We start from the raw sequence: 18,131 nt of genomic DNA, 5'->3' as shown, positions 1-18,131 counted from the left end.
ATGGGCCAGCCGACCTGGTCGCATATGCCAGAGTGCTAAAGGACCTCTCCAAAGGAACGGAGCCGGTTACGGCTCCGTTCGGGAGAAGGGTCAGGCCGCCGCTGGCCTGCGGCCCGCCGCCGTCGCCAGTTCGCGGATGCCGGGCTCGATGTGCTGCAGCGCGATCGAGGAAATGCCCAAGCGCATGAAACGCGAAGGCTTTTCGGTGCGGTCGAAGAAACGGTCGCCGGGCTCGATGATGACGCTGCGCGAGGCGGCGGCCTCGGCCAGGCCGCGCGAATCGGTGCCGCGTGGCCCCTCGAGCCAGAGCGATGTGCCGCCGGCCGAGTCGGTCGAACGCCACTCCGGCAGGAAAGCGGAAATCGCATGGACCAGACGCTTGCGGCGCTCGTCGAAGGCGGAGGACAGCCGCCGCACCAGCGCCTCGTGATGGCCAAGCGACAGGAACAGCGCCACCGCGCGCTGGTTGTTGGCCGGCGGATGCCGCAGTATGAAGCGACGCAGCGCACGGAGCTCTGAGATCAATCCGGCGGAGGCGACGATGTAACCGAGCCGCAGGCCCGGAGCCAGCGTCTTCGACATCGAGCCGACATAGACGACGCGGCCTGAACGATCGAGGCTCTTCAGCGCCTGCTGCGGCGCCTCGTCCAGGAGCTGGCTGTCATAGCCGTCCTCGATGATGATCTGGTTGTAGCGGTTGGCCCGCGAAAGCAGGTCCTGCCGGCGTTCCCCCGACAGCGGCACCATGGTCGGGCAATGATGGCTGGGCGTTACGAAGACGAAACCGGAATCATTGGGGATTGAAGTGGTTACGATGCCCGACTGGTCGACCGGAACCGGTTGGATATCGGCGCCCGCCAGCCGGAAGATCGAGCGCGCGTCGGGATAGCCCGGATCCTCCATCGCCACCTTCGAGCCCTTGGTCATCAGCAGCGTGGCCAGCATATAGAGCGCGTTCTGGGCGCCGAGCGTCACGATGATCTCGTCCGGATTGGCGAAGATGCCGCGCCGTGGCAACAGCCGCGCCTGGATCTGCTCGATCAGCAGCGGATCGTCGCGGTCGACCATGTCGGAGGCCCAGTTGCGGATTTCGAGCACGGCCAGCGCCATCCGGTTGCATTCGCGCCATTCGGCGGTCGGGAACAGCGCCGGGTCGAACTGGCCGTAGACGAAGGGGTAGGACGACTTGATCCAGTTGTCGTGCTTGGCCGGCGGTGGCATGTCGCTGGCGGCTATCTGCCGGCGCGCCTTCCAGTCGATCTCGTTGGCCTGGTCGGGCGCCTTCTGATGCGGCTTGGCTGGGGTCGCCAGCACGTCGGGATTGACGAAATGGCCGCGCCGTTCGCGCGCCACCAGGAAACCCTGGTCGACCAGCTGCTGGAAAGCCAGCACCACGGTGCCGCGGGCAACGCCGAGCTTTTCAGCCAGGATCCGGCAGGACGGCAGCGGCATCGAAGCGGCGATCTGCCGGTCCAGGATGGCGGCGACGATCGCCTGACGGATCTGTGCCTGCAAGGTCTGGCCGGATTCCGCCGAAATCCGGAACAGGCCAGACCATATGGCCGTATCGTTTCGCTGTGGCATGGAAGATGTTTCCTCGATGGCCAGCTTTTTTTGCTTGGCTGGACCAGTCGAATGTAACGGTGGCACAAGGGGTTGCGCCAATCAATTTTTCTGATCGCTGGGATTTATGCCAGTGATCCATCCCAGCGTGACGCAACGCGTCATCCCGGCGTGACGTATGCGTCATCGCCCCGTGATGCGGTGCGGCATCCCCGCGCATTGAAACGAACGGATTTCGGCTCGATACAGTATCGCGACGACATGCGCCGGAAACATCCGGTCATTAGTGATGACATGTTAAGGCTCGGAGTTTGGCAGTGGATCAATCGTCCTTTCAAAAACAGCTCGCCGCGTTGCGCGATCACCGCGCGACCCTGTCCGGCAGCATGCGCGAGGTTTTCGCCGCCGATCCCAAGCGCTTCGAGACGTTCTCCGTCACCGACGGTGACCTGCTGCTCGACTGGTCGAAATGCGCGGTCGATGCCGGGACGATGGACCTGCTGGAGAAGCTGGCGGGAGCGGCCGACCTCGAGGGCCGGCGTGCCGCGATGTTCGAGGGCAAGAAGATCAACATCACCGAGGGCCGCGCCGTGCTGCACACGGCGCTGCGCAATCTCAGCGGCGAGGGCGTGGTACTCGACGGGCAGGATGTGAAAAAAGAGGTCCTCGCGGTGCTCGACGCCATGGGCGCCTTCGCCGACGCCGTGCGTTCGGGCAAGGCGGCCGGCGCCACCGGCAAGGCAATCACCGACATCGTCAATATCGGCATCGGCGGTTCCGACCTTGGCCCGGCCATGGCGACGCTGGCGTTGGCACCCTATCATGACGGGCCGCGCGCGCACTACGTGTCCAACATCGACGGTGCCCACATCCACGACACGCTGAAGGGCCTCTCCGCCGAAACCACCTTGTTCATCATCGCTTCGAAGACCTTCACCACGGTCGAGACGATGACCAATGCCGAGACGGCGCGCAGATGGATAGAGAAGGCGCTCGGCAAGAAAGCCGTCGGCAAGCACTTCGCCGCCGTCTCGACCGCTCTCGATCTGGTGGCGAAGTTCGGTATCGAGGCCGACCGCGTCTTCGGCTTCTGGGATTGGGTCGGCGGCCGCTATTCGGTCTGGGGCGCGATCGGCCTGCCGGTCATGATCGCCGTCGGCCCGAGGAATTTTCGCGCCTTCCTCGATGGCGCCCACGAAATGGACGAACATTTTCGCACCGCGCCGCTGGGCAAGAACCTGCCGGCGCTGTTGGGGCTGATCGGCTGGTGGCATCGGGTGATCTGCAAATATCCCGCTCGCGCGGTCATTCCCTACGACCAGCGGCTGTCCAGGCTGCCGGCCTATTTGCAGCAGCTCGACATGGAATCGAACGGCAAGAGCGTCACCCTCGACGGTGGCGCGGTGACGACGCCGACCGGCCCGCTGGTCTGGGGCGAGCCCGGCACCAACGGCCAGCATGCCTTCTTCCAGTTGCTGCACCAGGGCACCGATTTCATTCCGGTCGAATTCCTCGCCGCGGCGATCGGCCACGAGCCCGATCTCAAGCATCACCACGATCTGTTGCTCGCCAACTGCCTGGCGCAGTCGGAAGCCTTCATGAAGGGCCGCACGCTTGAGGAAGCGCGCTCGCAGATGCTGGCCAAGGGCATGAAGCCTGCCGATGTCGACAGGATCGCTCCGCACCGTGTCTTCTCCGGCAACCGTCCTTCGGTGACGATCCTCTACAAGAAGCTTGATCCGCATACGTTCGGGCGGCTGATCGCGCTTTATGAGCACCGCGTCTTCGTTGAAGGCACGCTGTTCAACATCAATTCCTTCGACCAGTGGGGCGTCGAGCTCGGCAAGGAACTGGCGACCGGACTGCTGCCTGTCGTGGAAGGCAAGGAGAGTGCCGCAAAGCGGGACGCTTCGACGGCTGGCCTAGTGGGGCATATCCACCATTTGCGTGCATCGGAGTAAAAGCTTGGGCGACATCAAGGGAATTTTGTTCGACAAGGATGGAACGCTTGTCGACTTCAACGCGACTTGGCTGGGCATCGCCGATTTCATGGCGATGGAAGCGGCCGAGGGCGACCGCTGGAAGGCCGACAGGCTGCTCGCCGCGGCGGGCTTCGATTTCGCCGCCAAGCGCTTCAAGCCCGACTCGATCTTCGCGTCCGGCTCAAACCTCGACGTCGTCGAATTGTGGTTTCCACGGCTGTCCGACGAAGACCAGATGAGCGCCGTCGCGCATTTCAACGAGATTACCTCGATGAAGGGTTCGGCAATGGCCGTGGCGCTGCCAGGCATTGTCGAGACGCTTCGCGTCCTTCACAAGAAAGCCTACCGGCTCGGCGTCGCCACCAACGATTCGACCAGCGGCGCGGAAAAGACGCTGGTTACGCTGGGCGTCGCACAGCTTTTCGACGCCGCCTATGGCTATGACGCGGTGGCCAATCCGAAACCGGCGCCGGATGCGATCCTCGCCTTTTGTGACCTGACCGGCCTGAGGCCGGCCGAGATCGCCATGATCGGCGACAACCGTCACGATCTGGAGATGGCACGGGCCGGCGGCTGCGGGTTGGCTGTCGGCGTACTCTCCGGCACCGGCACGCGCGCATCGCTGTCGCAGATCGCCGATGTCATTCTGGATTCGGTGGCCGATCTTCCCGATTTTCTTTCGGCGAGGGTCAAGGAGACGATTTGATCTGGCCGGCAGATGCGGGCGCCTTATGAGCCTTCGAAACGAAAGACACCGCTTGGCGTCAGGGCGCTGCCTTTCGTCTGGCCGAAATCCGGCACGTTGTATTCGGCAAGCAGGCGGAGCCGTGATCGCGGCAGGTAGGCGCGGCCCGGGTCACCGACAATCACCTCGATCCCGGTGCCAAGGCAGCGATCGAGGAAAGGGATGACGCGGTCGGCGACGTCTTGTCCATAAAATACATCGCCGACGGTCACGACATCGACTGCCGGCGGTGATCCAGCGGTGATATCCTGCGCCATCACCGTCATCGCGACGCCGTTCGCCGCTGCGTTGAGACCAAGCGCGGCAACGCCGTTGCGATCGATCTCGGCGGCGATCACCTCGCTGGCGCCGGCCTTTGCCGCGGCGATGCCGACGAGCCCGGAACCGGCGCCGAGGTCGAGCACGCGGCGACCCGCCACCGTCCGCGGCCGGTCGATTATGTAGCGGGCGAGCACCGCGCCGCCGGCCCAGGCATAGGCCCAATAGGGTGGCTGCGGCTCATTCCCATCGGCCTCGGTTTCTTCTTCCGGCTCGAACCCCTTTCCTTCCGGACTGGTGAGCCCTTCCGGATCAGTAAGCCCTTCCGGATCGGTGAGCCGTCTGAGACCGCTTCCCGGATGGGCCGTGTAAAGCCGGATTTCGGGAAGCGACGGCACCGGCATCAGGCGCATGTTCGCCCTGATGAACGCGACCGGGTCAGGACCACAACGCGGGTCGACCGCTTCACCATCGGCAAGGCAATCGTTCAAAATCGCGCCTATCCCCGCAACGCCCGCCGCAGGATCTTGCCCACCGGCGTCTTCGGCAATTCGGCGCGGAACTCGATATATTTGGGCCGCTTGTAGCCGGTCAGGTTCTCGCGGCAATAGGCGCTTAGTGCTTCGGCGGTCAGCGCCGGATCCTTCTTGACCACGAACAGCTTCGGCGCTTCGCCTGAATGCTCGTCCGGCACGCCGATCGCCGCCACTTCGAGCACGCCCGGATGCATAGCCACGACCTCCTCGAGCTCGTTCGGATAGACGTTGAAGCCGGACACCAGGATCATGTCCTTCTTGCGGTCGACGATCTTGGTGTAGCCGCCCTCGTTCATGAAGCCCATATCGCCCGATTTGAAGAAACCGTCCTTGGTCATCACCTTGGCGGTCTCGTCCGGCCGATTCCAGTAACCGGCCATCACTTGCGGTCCGCGAATGCAGATCTCGCCGACTTCGCCGAGCGGCATATTGTTGCCGTCGTCGTCGCGGATGGCGATCTCGGTCGAGGGCAGCGGCAGGCCGATCGTGCCGGTGAAATTGCCGTCGCTGAATTTGTTGGCCGTGGCCACCGGCGAGGTTTCCGAAAGTCCGTAGCCCTCGGTGACAGGGCAGCCGGTCAGCGCCTTCCAGCGCTCCGCAACCCCGTTCTGCACCGCCATGCCGCCGCCCAGCGTCAGGATCAGCGGCTTGAAGTCGAGCTTGCGGAAATCCTCATTGTTGAGCAGCGCGTTGAACAGCGTGTTGAGGCCCGGAAAGATGTGGACCGGGTATTTCTGCAGTTCCTTGACGAAGCCGGGAATGTCGCGCGGGTTGGGGATGAGAATGTTCTGGCCACCCATTTGCATACCCATCAGCGCGTTCACCGTCAGCGCGAAGATGTGATAGAGCGGCAGTGCGCAGACCAGGTTGAGATGCGCCGGTTTCGGCTTGACCGAGTAGGCGTCCTCGATCCAGAGCGCATTCTGCGCCACATTGGCAAGCACATTGCTGTGCAGCAGCGTGGCGCCCTTCGAGATGCCGGTGGTGCCGCCAGTATATTGCAGGAAGGCGACATCGTCGGCCGCGACCTTGGCGGGCTTGAAGCTTGTACCGGCGCCTGCCTTCAGTGCCGCGTTGAACTTGACATGGCCGGGCAGCGACCATGCCGGCACCATCTTCTTCACCCGGCGCACGACGAAATTGACGATCGTCCCTTTCAGGCCGCCAAGCATGTCGCCCATCGCGGCGACCACGACATGCTTGACCGCCGTCCTGGCGATCACCGCTTGCAAGGTGTTGGCGAAGTTCTCGAGAATGACGATGGCTTGCGCGCCGGAATCCTTGAGCTGGTGTTCCAGTTCGCGTGGTGTGTAGAGCGGGTTGACGTTCACCACCGTATAGCCGGCGCGCAGCACGGCCATCATCGCCACCGGATATTGCAGCACGTTCGGCATCATCAGCGCCACGCGTGCGCCCTTCTGCAATCCCGTCGACTGCAGGTAGGCGCCGAAGGCCGCCGATTGCCGTTCGAGCTCAGCGTAGGTGATGGCCTTGCCCATGCAGATGAAGGCCGGCTGGCCGGCAAATTGTTTGCAGGCGGCGACAAGAAAGTCACCGATCGAACTATGGGGCAGCGGGCCGATCTCGGCCGGAACGACTTTCGGGTAGTTTTTTGAGCCATGGTTTTTCCGGCAGCCCGGCGGCGAGCGCCGTCAGCGCCTTCGGCAATCTCCTGACCGACGCTGGTTTTGTTGCCGCCGCTTGTTTGGCGGCGGCGGGCTTTGCCGCCGGCGGTGTCTTGCCAGCCGCAGCCCTGACCGCTGTTTTCGCGGCGGGCTTTGCGACTGTTTTGGCAGTCCCCTTGGCGGCGGCTTTGGCAGGTGGCGCTTTTGGCGTGTCGGCGCCGGCCCGTTTTGCTCCGGCTTTGGCCTTCGCCGGAGTTGGCGTCTTTGCGGATTTTGCCATCTGTCCCTCCCTTGTCGTTCTTCTTATTGTCTCTGCTTGCTTCATGCCGCGTCACCTCCCGGATGACTAGAGACAGCGGCGTTGCGGATTCCCCAAGAAATCCAGTGTGTCATCTATGTATTGCGACTATCGGCGGCCGTGCAAGTCTTGCCCTGGGGCAAGACGGGAAAGATTTGCCGTCGAAATCTTTTCGACGCCGCGCCCTGGGAACCCGCTTCCCGTCATGCCGGCGGCGAACGCGAGGCCTGCGGGTTATTGTATTCGCGAGATCGACGATCAATAAAAAAATGCGGTCGTTAATAATAGCGTGATTAGCAGGTTTTGCTATTTTTTTCTGAAATTAGGCAAAACCCAAGAATTATTTTCTGCTTACGGTGGGGTAGGCAAACAGGGAGTTCCAAAGCTGGAAAAACGGTGCTTATATGCGCGCTTCGCGAGCCTGATAGAGGGGCTTGGAAGAACATCAGGGAGTGCTCAATGAAAAAGAAACTGACTTTTGCGGCCGCGTTGCTGGCCGCAAGCGTCATCGGCGGCATGGCCAACGCCAAGCAGCTGGTCTACTGCTCGGAGGCGTCGCCGGCCGGTTTCGACCCGTCGCCGTGGAGCGGTGGCAACGACTTCGACGCGTCGTCACGCACCATCTATTCGCGCCTGGTCGAGTTCGAGCATGGCAAGACCACCATCTCGCCCGGCCTTGCCGAGAGCTGGACGGTTTCAGACGACGGTCTCGAATACACGTTCAAGCTTCGGCCAGGCGTGAAATTCCAGACCACCGACTATTTTACACCGACGCGCGATCTCAACGCCGACGACGTGATCTTCTCCTTCGAACGCCAGTGGAAGAAGGAAAACCCGTGGTTCAGCTATCTGGAAGGCACCGGCTGGGAATATTTTGCCGGCATGGGCTTCCCGGATCTCCTCAAGGAAATCGTCAAGGTCGACGACCTGACGGTGAAATTCGTGCTGAACAAGCCTGAAGTCGCCTTCCTGCCGGACCTCGGCATGGATTTCGCCTCGATCGTCTCCAAGGAATATGCCGACCAGCTTGACAAGGCTGGCACCAGGCAGCAGTTCACCCAGAAGCCGATCGGCACCGGTCCGTTCCAGTTCGTCGACTATCAGGTCGATGCGGTCATCCGCTACGCGGCATGGGACGGCTACTATGGCGGACGCCAGAAGATCGACGATTTGATCTTCGCCATCACGACCGATCCGGCCGTGCGGGCGCAGAAGCTGAAGGCAGGCGAGTGCGATATCATGTCATACCCGGCACCGGCCGACATTGCCGGCCTGCAGGCTGACACGAACCTCAAGGTCGACGAGCAGGAAGGCCTGAACATCGGCTACCTCGCCTACAACACGACGCTGCCGCCCTTCGACAAGGTCGAGGTCCGCAAGGCCCTCAACATGGCGGTCAACAAGAAGGCGATCATCGACGCGGTCTATCAGGGTGCCGGCCAGCCGGCCGTCAACCCGATCCCGCCGACCATGTGGTCCTACAACAAGGACATCAAGGACGATCCCTATGATCCCGAAGCGGCCAAGAAGATGCTGGCCGACGCAGGCGTCAAGGATCTCTCGATGAAGATCTGGGCAATGCCCGTCAGCCGTCCGTACAACCCGAACGCCCAGCGCGTGGCTGAGATGATCCAGGCCGACTACGCCGCCGTCGGCGTCAAGGCCGAGATCGTCAGCTACGAATGGACGGAGTATCGCGAACGTGGCAAGCAGAAGGATCGTGACGGCGCCTTCCAGCTCGGCTGGACCGGCGACAATGGCGATCCGGACAACTTCCTGTTCCTGCTCGGCTGCGACGCGGTTGGCCAGTCCAACTACGCGATCTGGTGCAACCAGGAGTTCGAAGGTCTGCTGAAGAAGGGCAAGGCGACCACCGACGTCGCCGAGCGCACCAAGATCTACGAGGAAGCTCAGGTCGTGTTCAAGCGTGAGGCCCCGTGGCTGACCATCGCCCACTCCAAGGTCTTCATGCCGATGAACAAGAAAGTCTCGGGCTTCGTCATGGACCCGCTCGGCATTCATCGGTTTGACGGCGTCGACGTCACCGAATAGGTCCACGAGAAATTGGACGACGGCGCTGGACTTCCAGCGCCGCCGTTCTATGAAGTAAGATGCTCCGCTATCTCCTCCATAAGCTCGCCTTGATCGTTCCGACCGTGTTCGGCATATCGCTGGCGGCGTTTGCTTTCGTTCGGCTTCTGCCGGGCGACCCGATCCTTGCTTTGGCCGGCGAGCGCGGCGTCAGCCCCGAGCGCTATGCACAGCTTGTCGAGCAATTTGGCTACAACCGGCCCTATGTCATCCAGTATTTCGAATATATCGGCAGGGTCCTGACCGGCGACTTCGGCATATCGATCGCCACCAAGCGGCCGGTGCTCGGCGAGTTCCAGGCGCTGTTTCCGGCAACGCTGGAACTGGCGACGATCGCATTGATCATCGCCGTCCTCCTCGGCATTCCCGCCGGTATCTTCGCCGCGATCAAGCGCGGATCATGGTTCGACCAGGCGACGATGGGCGTGGCGCTGACCGGCTACTCGATGCCGATCTTCTGGTGGGGGCTGCTGCTGATCATCTTTTTTTCCGGCTATCTCGGCTGGACGCCGGTTTCCGGCCGCATCGGCCTGCAGTATTTCTTCAAGCCGACCACGGGTTTCATGCTGATAGACAGCCTGATCTCCGGCAAGAGCGGCGCTTTCAGGTCCGCCGCCAGTCACCTGATCCTGCCGTCGATCGTGCTGGCGACGATTCCGCTCGCCGTCATAGCGCGCCAGACGCGGTCGGCGATGCTGGAGGTGCTGGGCGAGGACTATGTCCGCACCGCGCGTGCCAAGGGCCTGGCGCCGCGCCGCGTCATTGGGCTCCACGCTTTTCGCAATGCGCTGATCCCGGTCGTCACCACCATCGGCCTGCAGGTCGGCACGCTGATGGCGGGCGCCATCCTCACCGAAACGATCTTTTCCTGGCCCGGCATCGGCAAGTGGATGATCGACGCGATCGGCAAGCGGGACTATGTCGTCGTCCAGAGCGGTTTGCTGATCATCGCGCTGATCGTCATGGCGGTGAACCTGATCGTCGACGTGCTCTACGCCGTCATCAACCCACGCATCCGGGTGCAGTGAGATGACCGACCAGTCCGCGGCTGAAGCCACTGCTGCATCCGTTCCGCCCGGCGGCCGGCAACGCGCCTTTGCCGAGTTCTGGCACTATTTCTCAATGAACACCGGCGCCGTCATCGGCCTTGTCGTGTTCTCGGCTCTGGTGCTGGTGGCGATCTTCGCGCCGCTGGTCGCGCCGCATTCTCCCGACGAACAGTTTCGCGATGCGCTGCTGGCGCCCCCGGTCTGGCAGGAGGGCGGCAAATCGATGTTCCTGCTCGGCACCGATGCGGTCGGCCGCGACATGCTTTCGCGGCTGATTTTCGGCGCGCGTTTCTCGCTGTTCATCGGCCTGGTGGTCGTCGTCTTCTCGCTGACCAGCGGCATCATCCTCGGTGTGCTCGCCGGCTATTTCCGCGGCTGGGTCGATACGCTGATCATGCGCGTCATGGACATCATCCTGGCCTTCCCGTCGCTGCTGCTAGCCCTGGTGCTTGTGGCGATCCTCGGACCCGGCCTGTTCAACGCCATGCTGGCGATCGCGCTGGTGCTGCAGCCGCATTTCGCCCGGCTCACCCGTGCGGCGGTGATGGCCGAAAAGAACCGCGAATATGTGGTCTCCGCCAAGGTCGCCGGCGCCGGTCATATCAGGCTGATGCTGGTGACGATCCTGCCGAACTGCATGGCGCCGCTGATCGTCCAGGCGACGCTGTCCTTCTCCAACGCCATTCTCGAGGCCGCGGCGCTCGGCTTCCTTGGCGTTGGCGCGCAGCCGCCGACGCCGGAATGGGGCACCATGCTCGCCTCGGCGCGCGAGTTCATCCTGCGCGCGCCCTGGGTGGTGACCTTCCCCGGCCTTGCGATCCTCATCACGGTGCTGGCCATCAACCTGATCGGCGACGGCCTGCGCGACGCCTTCGACCCCAAGCTGAAGAGGTCGTGAGCACCATGCCTCTTCTCGAGATCAAAAACCTGACCGTCTCCTTCGATACCGCCGCCGGTCCGTTCATGGCCGTGCAGGGCATCGATCTGTCGATCGAGCCGCGCGAGGTGCTGGCGATCGTCGGCGAATCCGGCTCCGGCAAGTCGGTGGCGATGCTGGCGGTGATGGGGCTGTTGCCGAACACGGCGACGGTGAAGGCCGACCGCATGGCCTTCGGCGGCGTCGACCTGCTCGGGCTCAGCCCGTCCGAGCGGCGCAAGATCGTCGGCAAGGACATCTCGATGATCTTCCAGGAACCGATCGCCAGCCTCAATCCATGCTTCACCGTCGGCTTCCAGATCGAGGAGGTGCTGCGCTTTCACATGGGCATGGACCGCGCCCAGCGCCGGGCGCGGGCCATCGAACTGATGAAACTGGTCGGCATCGCCGATCCGGAGGAACGGCTGAGCTCGTTCCCGCACCAGATGTCGGGCGGCCAGTGCCAGCGCGTCATGATCGCCATTGCCATCGCTTGCAATCCGAAGCTGTTGATCGCCGACGAGCCGACCACCGCGCTCGACGTCACCATCCAGAAGCAGATCCTCGATCTGCTGGTCTCCCTGCAAGCCAAATACGGCATGGGGCTGATCATGATCACCCACAATATGGGCGTGGTGGCCGAGACCGCGGACCGCGTCATCGTCCAGTACAAGGGCCGCAAGATGGAAGAGGCCGACGTGCTTTCGCTCTTCGAATCTCCAAAGAGCAACTACACGCGCGCGCTGCTGTCGGCGCTGCCGGAAAACGCCGTCGGCGACCGGCTGCCGACCATTTCCGACATGCTGTTCGAGCCGGCCCCTTCTGCCGCGGGAGCCGTCTCATGAGTGTGACGGTTCTCGAAGGCAAGAACATCGTGCGCGACTATCATGTCGGCGGCGGCCTGTTTCGTCCGGCTCGCACCGTTCATGCGGTCAAGGGTGTTTCCTTCACTGTGCGGAAGGGCAAGACGCTGGCCATCGTCGGCGAAAGCGGCTGCGGCAAGTCCACGCTCGCCCGCATCATCACCCTGATCGATCCAGCGACTTCCGGAGAGCTCTTCATCGACGGCAACAAGGTCGACATCGCCAAGGACGGCCTGTCGAAGGAGATGCGCCGCAAGGTGCAGATCGTCTTCCAGAACCCCTATGGCTCGCTCAACCCGCGCCAGAAGATCGGCGATGTCCTGGGCGAGCCGCTGCTCATCAACACAGACAAGCCTGCCGAGGAACGGCGCGACCTCGCCATGAAGATGCTGAAGAAGGTCGGCCTCGGCCCCGAGCACTACAACCGCTACCCGCACATGTTCTCCGGCGGCCAGCGCCAGCGCATCGCCATTGCCCGCGCGCTGATGCTCAATCCGAGCCTTTTGGTGCTGGACGAACCGGTCTCCGCGCTCGACCTGTCGGTGCAGGCACAGGTGCTCAACCTGCTCGCCGACCTGCAGGACGAGTTCCAGCTGACCTATGTCTTCATCAGCCACGATCTGTCGGTGGTGCGCTACATCGCCGACGACGTGATGGTGATGTATTTCGGCGAGGCGGTCGAATACGGCTCGCGCGCCGAGGTCTTTGCCGATCCCAAGCACAACTATACCAGGACGCTGTTCGCCGCGACGCCGCGCGCCGATGTCGCCAGCATCAAGGCCAGGTTGGCGAGGAAGAAGGCAGCTTGACGCTGCGACCGTCAGGCAGGCGCCGGAATGATCAGGACAGCCGGGCGATAATGGCGCGCAGCGCCTCGCCGAAGCGGTGCACTTCCTCGACCGTGTTGTAGTGCACCAGCGAAGCGCGGATGGCGCCGCTGTCCATCGAGAGGTTGAGGCGCTTCATCAGCCGCGGCGCATACATGTGGCCATCGCGAATGCCGATCTGCATCTCGGCCATCTCCTCGACGATCCGTTGTGGCGACAGCTTGCCGATGTTGAAGCAGAAGGTCGGCACGCGTTCGTTGATGCGGGCCTCGTCGGCGACGCCGTAGATCGTCGCCCCGCAATCCTTGAGCACGGCCAGCATCTCGCGCGCCAGCACCAGTTCGTAATCACGGATGGCGCCCATGCCGGCGACGATGTTGTCGCGCCGCGAGCGGTTGTTTGAAGGCGCGAGATTGCGGCCGATCAATTCCAGATACCGCACCGCGGCATCCATGCCTGAAACATTCTCGTAGATGAAGGTGCCGGCCTCGACCTTGTAGGGCGGCTCGTCGGGGATGAAATCCTCGCGGAAGGTCGGCAGCCGCGTCAGCGTTTCGAAACGCCCCCACAGGAAGCCCATATGCGGCGAGAAATTCTTGTAGCCGGAACAGACGAGGTAGTCGCAGTCCCAGGCCTGCACGTCGATCAAGCCATGCGGTCCGTAATGCACGCAATCGAGGAACACTTCGGCGCCGGCCGCATGCGCGATCTTGGCAACGGAAGCGACGTCGACGATCGAGCCGATCGAATGCGCCGTCACCGTGCAGGCGACGAGCCTTGTGCGATCCGAGACCAGCGGCCTGAGGTCGTCGACATGGAGATTGCCGTCCTCGCGCATGCGCCACCATTTGAACTTCGCGCCGGCCTGCTCCAGCGCCAGCCAGGTGGCGATGTTGGCGTCATGGTCCATGTCGGTGATGACGATCTCGTCTCGCTCCTGCAGCATCTGACCGATGCCGAGGCTGACCAGGCGGATGAACGAGGTGGCGTTCATGCCGAAGCAGATTTCCGCGGGGCTGGAGGCATTGATCAGCAAAGCCACGCTTTCGCGCGCGTCGGCTATCGCCTGGTCGACCATGACGCTGCGGCCGTAGCGGCCGCCGCGCTGCACATTGTGCGCCACAAGATGGTTGGTCACCGCGTCGAGAACGCTTTGTGGGATTTGCGCCCCGGCGGCATTGTCCATGAAGATGAAGTCGCCGGCCTGCTGCAAGGCGGGGAACATGGAGCGGATCGTATCGACCGGGAACGATGCGGCGCTGTCCGCCTTCGGGGCCTGGTGCTGGTTCACGGACGTCTCCTTCAATTCAATGGGATGGCAGAGATGGTGGTGCCGGGCTCAGTGCGCGCCGGACTGTCTCTTGCTGCGTTCTTCGAGATAGCCGACCAGGCGTACCAGCGGCCAAAGGAAGGCGAGATAGATGATCGCGGCGCCGATCAGCGGCGTCGGATTGGCCATCAGCGCCTGCGCATCGGTCGCCTGCTTCAACAGGTCCGGCATGGCCACGACCGAGGCAAGCGCGGTGTCCTTGAACACCGAGACGCAGTTGCTGGTCAGCGGCGGCACGACGATGCGGAACGCCTGCGGCAGGATCACCTTGCGCATGGCGGTCCAGAACGGCAGGCCAAGCGTCGCCGCCGCCTCGAACTGGCCTTTCGGGATGTTCTGGATGCCGGCACGGCAGACCTCGGCCGTGAAGGCGGCAAGCACCAGCGACAGCGCCAGCGCCGCCGAAACGAAGGACGACAGGCGGATGCCGACAAAGGGCAGCGCGTAGTAGATCAGGATCAGCACCACCAGGATCGGCAGCGCCCGGAAGATGTCGATATAGCCGATGGCCAGCCGCCTCAGCACCTTCGGCGCATAGAGGCGCACCAGGCAGATCGCCAGCCCGGCGATGGTGCCGAACACGATGGCGGCCAAGCCAAGAAGGATGGTGTTGCCGAGCCCGCGAAGGAGGATCGGAAACGACCTGACCAGAATGCCCCAGTTGAAGAACGTGTCGATCAGTTCCATGGCAACGCCCGATAGCGTGGACAAGCCCGCCGCCGGCAGCGGGCTTGTCAGGGAATGGAAGATGAGGCGTGCCTTAGTCTGTGGCCGGCACGCCCTGTCGAGAGGCCTGGCTTACTGAGCCTGCGGGATTGGTCCCGGGGTCACCGTGCTGGTGCCGGCTTCCGGATCGACGCCGAACCACTTCTTGTGGATCGAAGCCATCGTGCCGTCCTTCTTCATTGCGGTGATGGCGTCGTTGACCTTCTCCAGCAGCGGATGGCTCTTCTTCGTCATCATGGCGAAACGCTCGCCGGTCGGGATGCGTACCAGGATCTTGAGCGCGGGCATCTGCTTGATGGCGAACAGGAAGCCGGCGAGCTCGCCGGCGCCGCCGTCGATGCGGCCGTTCTGCACGTCGAGCAGCAGATCCTGCTGGGCGTTGTAGCTCTTGGTCTCGGCGACACCGAGCTTTTCGGCATTCTCCTTCATATAGGCTTCGCCGGTCGAGCCGGCGATGACGCCGATGGTTTTGCCCTTGAGGTCGTCGAGCGCCTTGATGGTCGAGTCGGACTTGCCGACGATGGTGCCGTCACTGTCGTAATAGGCCTGTGTGAAGCCCTGGTTCTGCAGCCGCTCATTGGTGATCGAGATCGACGAGACGGCGAAATCGATGCGGCCCGACGCGGTCGCCGCGAACAGCGCCTGGAAACCGAGATCCTGGAATTCGGCCTCGGCGCCGATGCGCTTGGCGACATCGTTGGCGACGTCGATCTCGAAGCCCTCGAAGGAGCCGGATTCGGTCTTGTATTCCCATGGTGGGTTCGCCGGATAGGCGCCCACCACGATCTTGTCGGCAGAGGCAGGTGCCGCGAAGGCGACGCCCGCGGCGATGATCACGCCAATCAATCCTAGACGATGCAACATGGTGCTTCCCTCTGGTTCGGCCACTCCCTGTGGCGCTTTTCCACTTCCGCCCCTTTCAGCGCCGTGACGCTGCAGGCGAGGCGGCGCCTGAAATCAGGATGCGCGGCGCTGCCGCGAACCGATAAGGTTTTGCAGACGCGCAAGCAGCGCATCGACCGCGTCGTCCGTGGTGACCATGCCGGGCGACAGCCTGAGCGTCGCGCCGCGCGCGTCGCAGTAAAGCCGCTCGGAACGCAGTGTGGAGACGAGTTTCGCCGGGTCGACGCCTTGCGGCAAGGTCAGCATGACGCTGCCTCCGCGCTCGTTTGGATCGAGCGGCGAACGGACCGCCCAGCCATTGTCCAGCGCGCAACCGATGATGCGCTCCGCGAGCGCCGTGTTTTGGGCGCGGATAGCGTCGACGCCTGTCTCGGCCACCCATTCCAGGCCGGGCAGCGATGCGACGCTGGCAAGGATCGCCGGCGTGCCATGGTCGAAACGGCGGGCATCGCTTGCATAGGAAAAACTGTCGAGATCCCATGAGAACGGGTTCGGCTGGCTGAACCAGCCGCGCAGCTCCGGCCGGCATGTTGCCAGAAGATCGGGCGTCACTTGCAGGATGCCGGCGCCTGACGTGCCGCCCAGCCATTTCAGCGAGGTCGACACGACGAAATCGACCGGCGTCCTCGCAACCGAGAACGGCGCGACGCCGACGCCTTGCGTGATGTCGACGCCGACGATGCTGCCCATAGCGCTTCCATGAGCGGCAAGCCGCGCCACGTCGCAGCGGTGCGAGGCCGTCGAGGTGACGAAGGTCAGCAAGGCGAGGCCGACATCATCCTGCCAGCGGACGATGAAATCCTCGTCGCGGACCCAGCTTTCGCCGGGCCGCGGCGGCACGGTATCGAGCGTGAAGCCGAAACGCTCGGCGAGACCCGCAAGCAGGAAATGCAGGCTCGGAAAGCAGTCGGCGGCGATCAGCAGGCGCTTGCCCGCCAGCCGCTTCGATGGCAAGGCCCCGATCAGGCTGTAAAGCGCCGAAGTGACGTTCTCGGCGGTGGTCAGCGTGCCCTGTGGCGCCTCGATCAGCCGGCTCCAGGCATCGATGAAACGCTGCCGCGCGCCAAGCGCCGCCGGCCATTGGCCATCGTCCTCCGCCGACCAGACGCCGGAGAATTCCGCCAAGGCAGCAGCCATGCGCTCCGCCTTGCCGGGAAAGGTGCCGATCGAATGGTAGAGAAAATAGCCTGACATTCCGTGTCTCGCTCCCTTGTGATCAAGTGATCACAAAACAGGATAGGGATCAATCGCTGCGGCTTAAGAAATGCGGATCGCGGGTCGAAATCAGGCGATTGTTTCTTGGTCCAGCGCCGAGACCAAAGCAATCCAGGAAAAGTGTGAAACGGTTTTCCCGGGAAAAGCGCGTAGCGCTTTCCCTAGGGAATTGCGCAAAAAACAAAGAGATAGAGCGGTTCGGCGTTTCCGTGAAACGATGAACCGCTCTAGTGTCTTTTCCCGGAGTTTCGCTCAGCCCAGCGCCGGTGTCAGGAAGCCCTGCCGAAGCCGGCGAAGTCGACCGGCCTGGGCTCGGGCACATCCGGACAAATGGCACGCAGCATCTCCTGGGTGGCCGTGATGTCGGCCACCACCTCGTCGCGAGCGCGGACGATGTCCTTGTCCCTGAGGGCCGCGATAACAGCGACATGCCGTCCCGATGGCTCCATCGTGCCGGCGCGCATCAAAGGCGCGACATGGTTGGACAACAGCCGCATATAGGGCCCGAAGCGCAGCCACAGCGTCTCGATCAACTGGAACAGCACGTCGGAGCCGGAGGCGCGGTAGATGGTGAAGTGGAATTGCTGGTTCTTGGCGATCAGTTCATAGATGCTGTCATTGCGCCCGATCGCCTGCTGGTCGGCGGTGATCCGCTGCAAGGTGGCGATGTCGGAAGCGGTCAGGCGTGGCGCCCCGAGTTCGGCCGCCAGGCCTTCGACGGCAACGCGCGCCCGGCAGAGGTCGTCGAGCCGCGCCCGGGTGACGACCGGCACGCAGGCCGAGCCGTTCTGCGAGATCTCCAGTGCATTCTCCGCGGCCAGTCGCCGCAAGGCTTCGCGCACCGGCATGTTCGAGGTGCCGAAGGCTTCCGCCAGCGAGGCAATGGTCAGCACCTGTCCCGGATCGAAGCTGCCGACCATCAAGGCATGCCGAAGCTGCTGGTAGACGCCGTCCTGAACGGTCACGCGTCCCGATACAGGTTCAAATCCCAGAGCCACGGTTTCGCTTTCCTTGGTTGCCGACAAAAGCTATGTGCAAACAGACTCACGCTGCCGAAGCAGTGTGATCATCTGATCACAAAATGAGCGTTGAGCCAAGGTCCGGGCTGACCGCAAAGGCAGATATGCGATGTTGACATCGCTCCTCAAGCGCCAGGCGTTGGCGCTGCCCCTTATTGCCCTACCGGGCATTTCTCCCCGTGAAC

Annotated in this window: 14 protein-coding genes and 1 pseudogene; 7 read left to right on the top strand and 8 right to left on the bottom strand. The window is 63.1% G+C overall.

Going from position 1 to position 18,131, the window contains the following annotated elements:
• Nucleotides 1-90: 90 nt before the first annotated feature.
• Nucleotides 91-1,584: a PLP-dependent aminotransferase family protein gene (locus tag MESS4_RS00080; protein ID WP_006325032.1), complete on the bottom strand. Its 1,494-nt coding sequence runs from the start codon at nucleotides 1,582-1,584 to the stop codon at nucleotides 91-93.
• A 296-nt stretch (nucleotides 1,585-1,880) separates the two neighbouring features.
• Between MESS4_RS00080 and pgi the strand changes: the two genes are divergently transcribed.
• Nucleotides 1,881-3,524 carry a glucose-6-phosphate isomerase gene (gene pgi, locus MESS4_RS00075; protein ID WP_006325031.1) on the top strand — a complete coding sequence of 548 codons (1,644 nt, stop codon included), beginning with the start codon at nucleotides 1,881-1,883 and terminating at the stop codon, nucleotides 3,522-3,524.
• A 4-nt stretch (nucleotides 3,525-3,528) separates the two neighbouring features.
• Entirely contained in the window at nucleotides 3,529-4,251 is a 723-nt protein-coding gene (locus MESS4_RS00070) for an HAD family hydrolase (RefSeq protein ID WP_006325030.1), read from the top strand.
• 23 nt (nucleotides 4,252-4,274) lie between these two features.
• Here the strand turns inward: MESS4_RS00070 and MESS4_RS00065 are convergent, their stop codons facing one another.
• Entirely contained in the window at nucleotides 4,275-5,039 is a 765-nt protein-coding gene (locus MESS4_RS00065) for a methyltransferase (protein WP_006325028.1), read from the bottom strand.
• Between the two features lie 8 nt (nucleotides 5,040-5,047).
• A pseudogene (locus MESS4_RS00060) lies at nucleotides 5,048-6,989 on the bottom strand (long-chain fatty acid--CoA ligase).
• Nucleotides 6,990-7,466: 477 nt separating this feature from the next.
• Between MESS4_RS00060 and MESS4_RS00055 the strand changes: the two are divergent.
• The 5 genes from MESS4_RS00055 to MESS4_RS00035 are packed head-to-tail and all read left to right on the top strand — an operon-like array spanning nucleotide 7,467 to nucleotide 12,735.
• On the top strand, nucleotides 7,467-9,059 hold the full coding sequence (locus MESS4_RS00055; protein ID WP_006325022.1) for an ABC transporter substrate-binding protein: 1,593 nt from the start codon (nucleotides 7,467-7,469) through the stop codon (nucleotides 9,057-9,059).
• 59 nt (nucleotides 9,060-9,118) lie between these two features.
• Nucleotides 9,119-10,126, top strand: coding sequence for an ABC transporter permease subunit (locus MESS4_RS00050; RefSeq protein WP_006325020.1), 1,008 nt, complete (start codon nucleotides 9,119-9,121; stop codon nucleotides 10,124-10,126).
• A gap of 1 nt (nucleotide 10,127) precedes the next feature.
• Nucleotides 10,128-11,045, top strand: coding sequence for an ABC transporter permease subunit (locus tag MESS4_RS00045; RefSeq protein ID WP_006325019.1), 918 nt, complete (start codon nucleotides 10,128-10,130; stop codon nucleotides 11,043-11,045).
• A gap of 5 nt (nucleotides 11,046-11,050) precedes the next feature.
• Nucleotides 11,051-11,908, top strand: a complete 858-nt coding sequence (locus MESS4_RS00040) for an ABC transporter ATP-binding protein (protein WP_081609595.1) — start codon at nucleotides 11,051-11,053, stop codon at nucleotides 11,906-11,908.
• Nucleotides 11,905-12,735, top strand: a complete 831-nt coding sequence (locus MESS4_RS00035) for a dipeptide ABC transporter ATP-binding protein (RefSeq protein WP_006325016.1) — start codon at nucleotides 11,905-11,907, stop codon at nucleotides 12,733-12,735. Before MESS4_RS00040 ends, MESS4_RS00035 begins: the two co-directional genes overlap by 4 nt.
• A 31-nt stretch (nucleotides 12,736-12,766) precedes the next feature.
• Here the strand turns inward: MESS4_RS00035 and MESS4_RS00030 are convergent, their stop codons facing one another.
• The 5 genes from MESS4_RS00030 to MESS4_RS00010 form a co-directional block, all read right to left on the bottom strand.
• The gene (locus MESS4_RS00030) at nucleotides 12,767-14,044 is read right to left on the bottom strand and encodes a cysteine desulfurase-like protein (RefSeq protein ID WP_006325012.1); all 1,278 of its coding nucleotides are present in this window, start codon (nucleotides 14,042-14,044) and stop codon (nucleotides 12,767-12,769) included.
• 48 nt (nucleotides 14,045-14,092) lie between these two features.
• Complete coding sequence (locus MESS4_RS00025; RefSeq protein ID WP_006325011.1) at nucleotides 14,093-14,770, bottom strand: amino acid ABC transporter permease; 678 nt, start codon at nucleotides 14,768-14,770, stop codon at nucleotides 14,093-14,095.
• A 111-nt stretch (nucleotides 14,771-14,881) separates the two neighbouring features.
• Complete coding sequence (locus MESS4_RS00020) at nucleotides 14,882-15,673, bottom strand: ABC transporter substrate-binding protein (protein WP_006325010.1); 792 nt, start codon at nucleotides 15,671-15,673, stop codon at nucleotides 14,882-14,884.
• Nucleotides 15,674-15,766: 93 nt separating this feature from the next.
• The gene (locus MESS4_RS00015) at nucleotides 15,767-16,906 is read right to left on the bottom strand and encodes an aminotransferase class V-fold PLP-dependent enzyme (protein WP_006325009.1); all 1,140 of its coding nucleotides are present in this window, start codon (nucleotides 16,904-16,906) and stop codon (nucleotides 15,767-15,769) included.
• Nucleotides 16,907-17,196: 290 nt separating this feature from the next.
• Nucleotides 17,197-17,925 carry a GntR family transcriptional regulator gene (locus MESS4_RS00010; protein WP_006325007.1) on the bottom strand — a complete coding sequence of 243 codons (729 nt, stop codon included), beginning with the start codon at nucleotides 17,923-17,925 and terminating at the stop codon, nucleotides 17,197-17,199.
• Nucleotides 17,926-18,131: the final 206 nt, after the last annotated feature.

The organism is Mesorhizobium sp. STM 4661, from assembly GCF_000359125.1.
Taxonomy (GTDB): domain Bacteria; phylum Pseudomonadota; class Alphaproteobacteria; order Rhizobiales; family Rhizobiaceae; genus Mesorhizobium.
The sequence above is the reverse complement of the archived record's forward strand: the minus strand, read 5'-3'. Positions and strand labels throughout refer to the sequence as shown.

Coding starts and splice junctions, on each gene's coding strand:
- MESS4_RS00080 (WP_006325032.1), bottom strand. CDS start 1,584: ATGCCACAGCGAAACGATACGGCCATATGGTCTGGCCTGTTCCGGATT.
- MESS4_RS00055 (WP_006325022.1), top strand. CDS start 7,467: ATGAAAAAGAAACTGACTTTTGCGGCCGCGTTGCTGGCCGCAAGCGTC.
- MESS4_RS00050 (WP_006325020.1), top strand. CDS start 9,119: ATGCTCCGCTATCTCCTCCATAAGCTCGCCTTGATCGTTCCGACCGTG.
- MESS4_RS00045 (WP_006325019.1), top strand. CDS start 10,128: ATGACCGACCAGTCCGCGGCTGAAGCCACTGCTGCATCCGTTCCGCCC.
- MESS4_RS00040 (WP_081609595.1), top strand. CDS start 11,051: ATGCCTCTTCTCGAGATCAAAAACCTGACCGTCTCCTTCGATACCGCC.
- MESS4_RS00035 (WP_006325016.1), top strand. CDS start 11,905: ATGAGTGTGACGGTTCTCGAAGGCAAGAACATCGTGCGCGACTATCAT.
- MESS4_RS00025 (WP_006325011.1), bottom strand. CDS start 14,770: ATGGAACTGATCGACACGTTCTTCAACTGGGGCATTCTGGTCAGGTCG.
- MESS4_RS00020 (WP_006325010.1), bottom strand. CDS start 15,673: ATGTTGCATCGTCTAGGATTGATTGGCGTGATCATCGCCGCGGGCGTC.
- MESS4_RS00015 (WP_006325009.1), bottom strand. CDS start 16,906: ATGTCAGGCTATTTTCTCTACCATTCGATCGGCACCTTTCCCGGCAAG.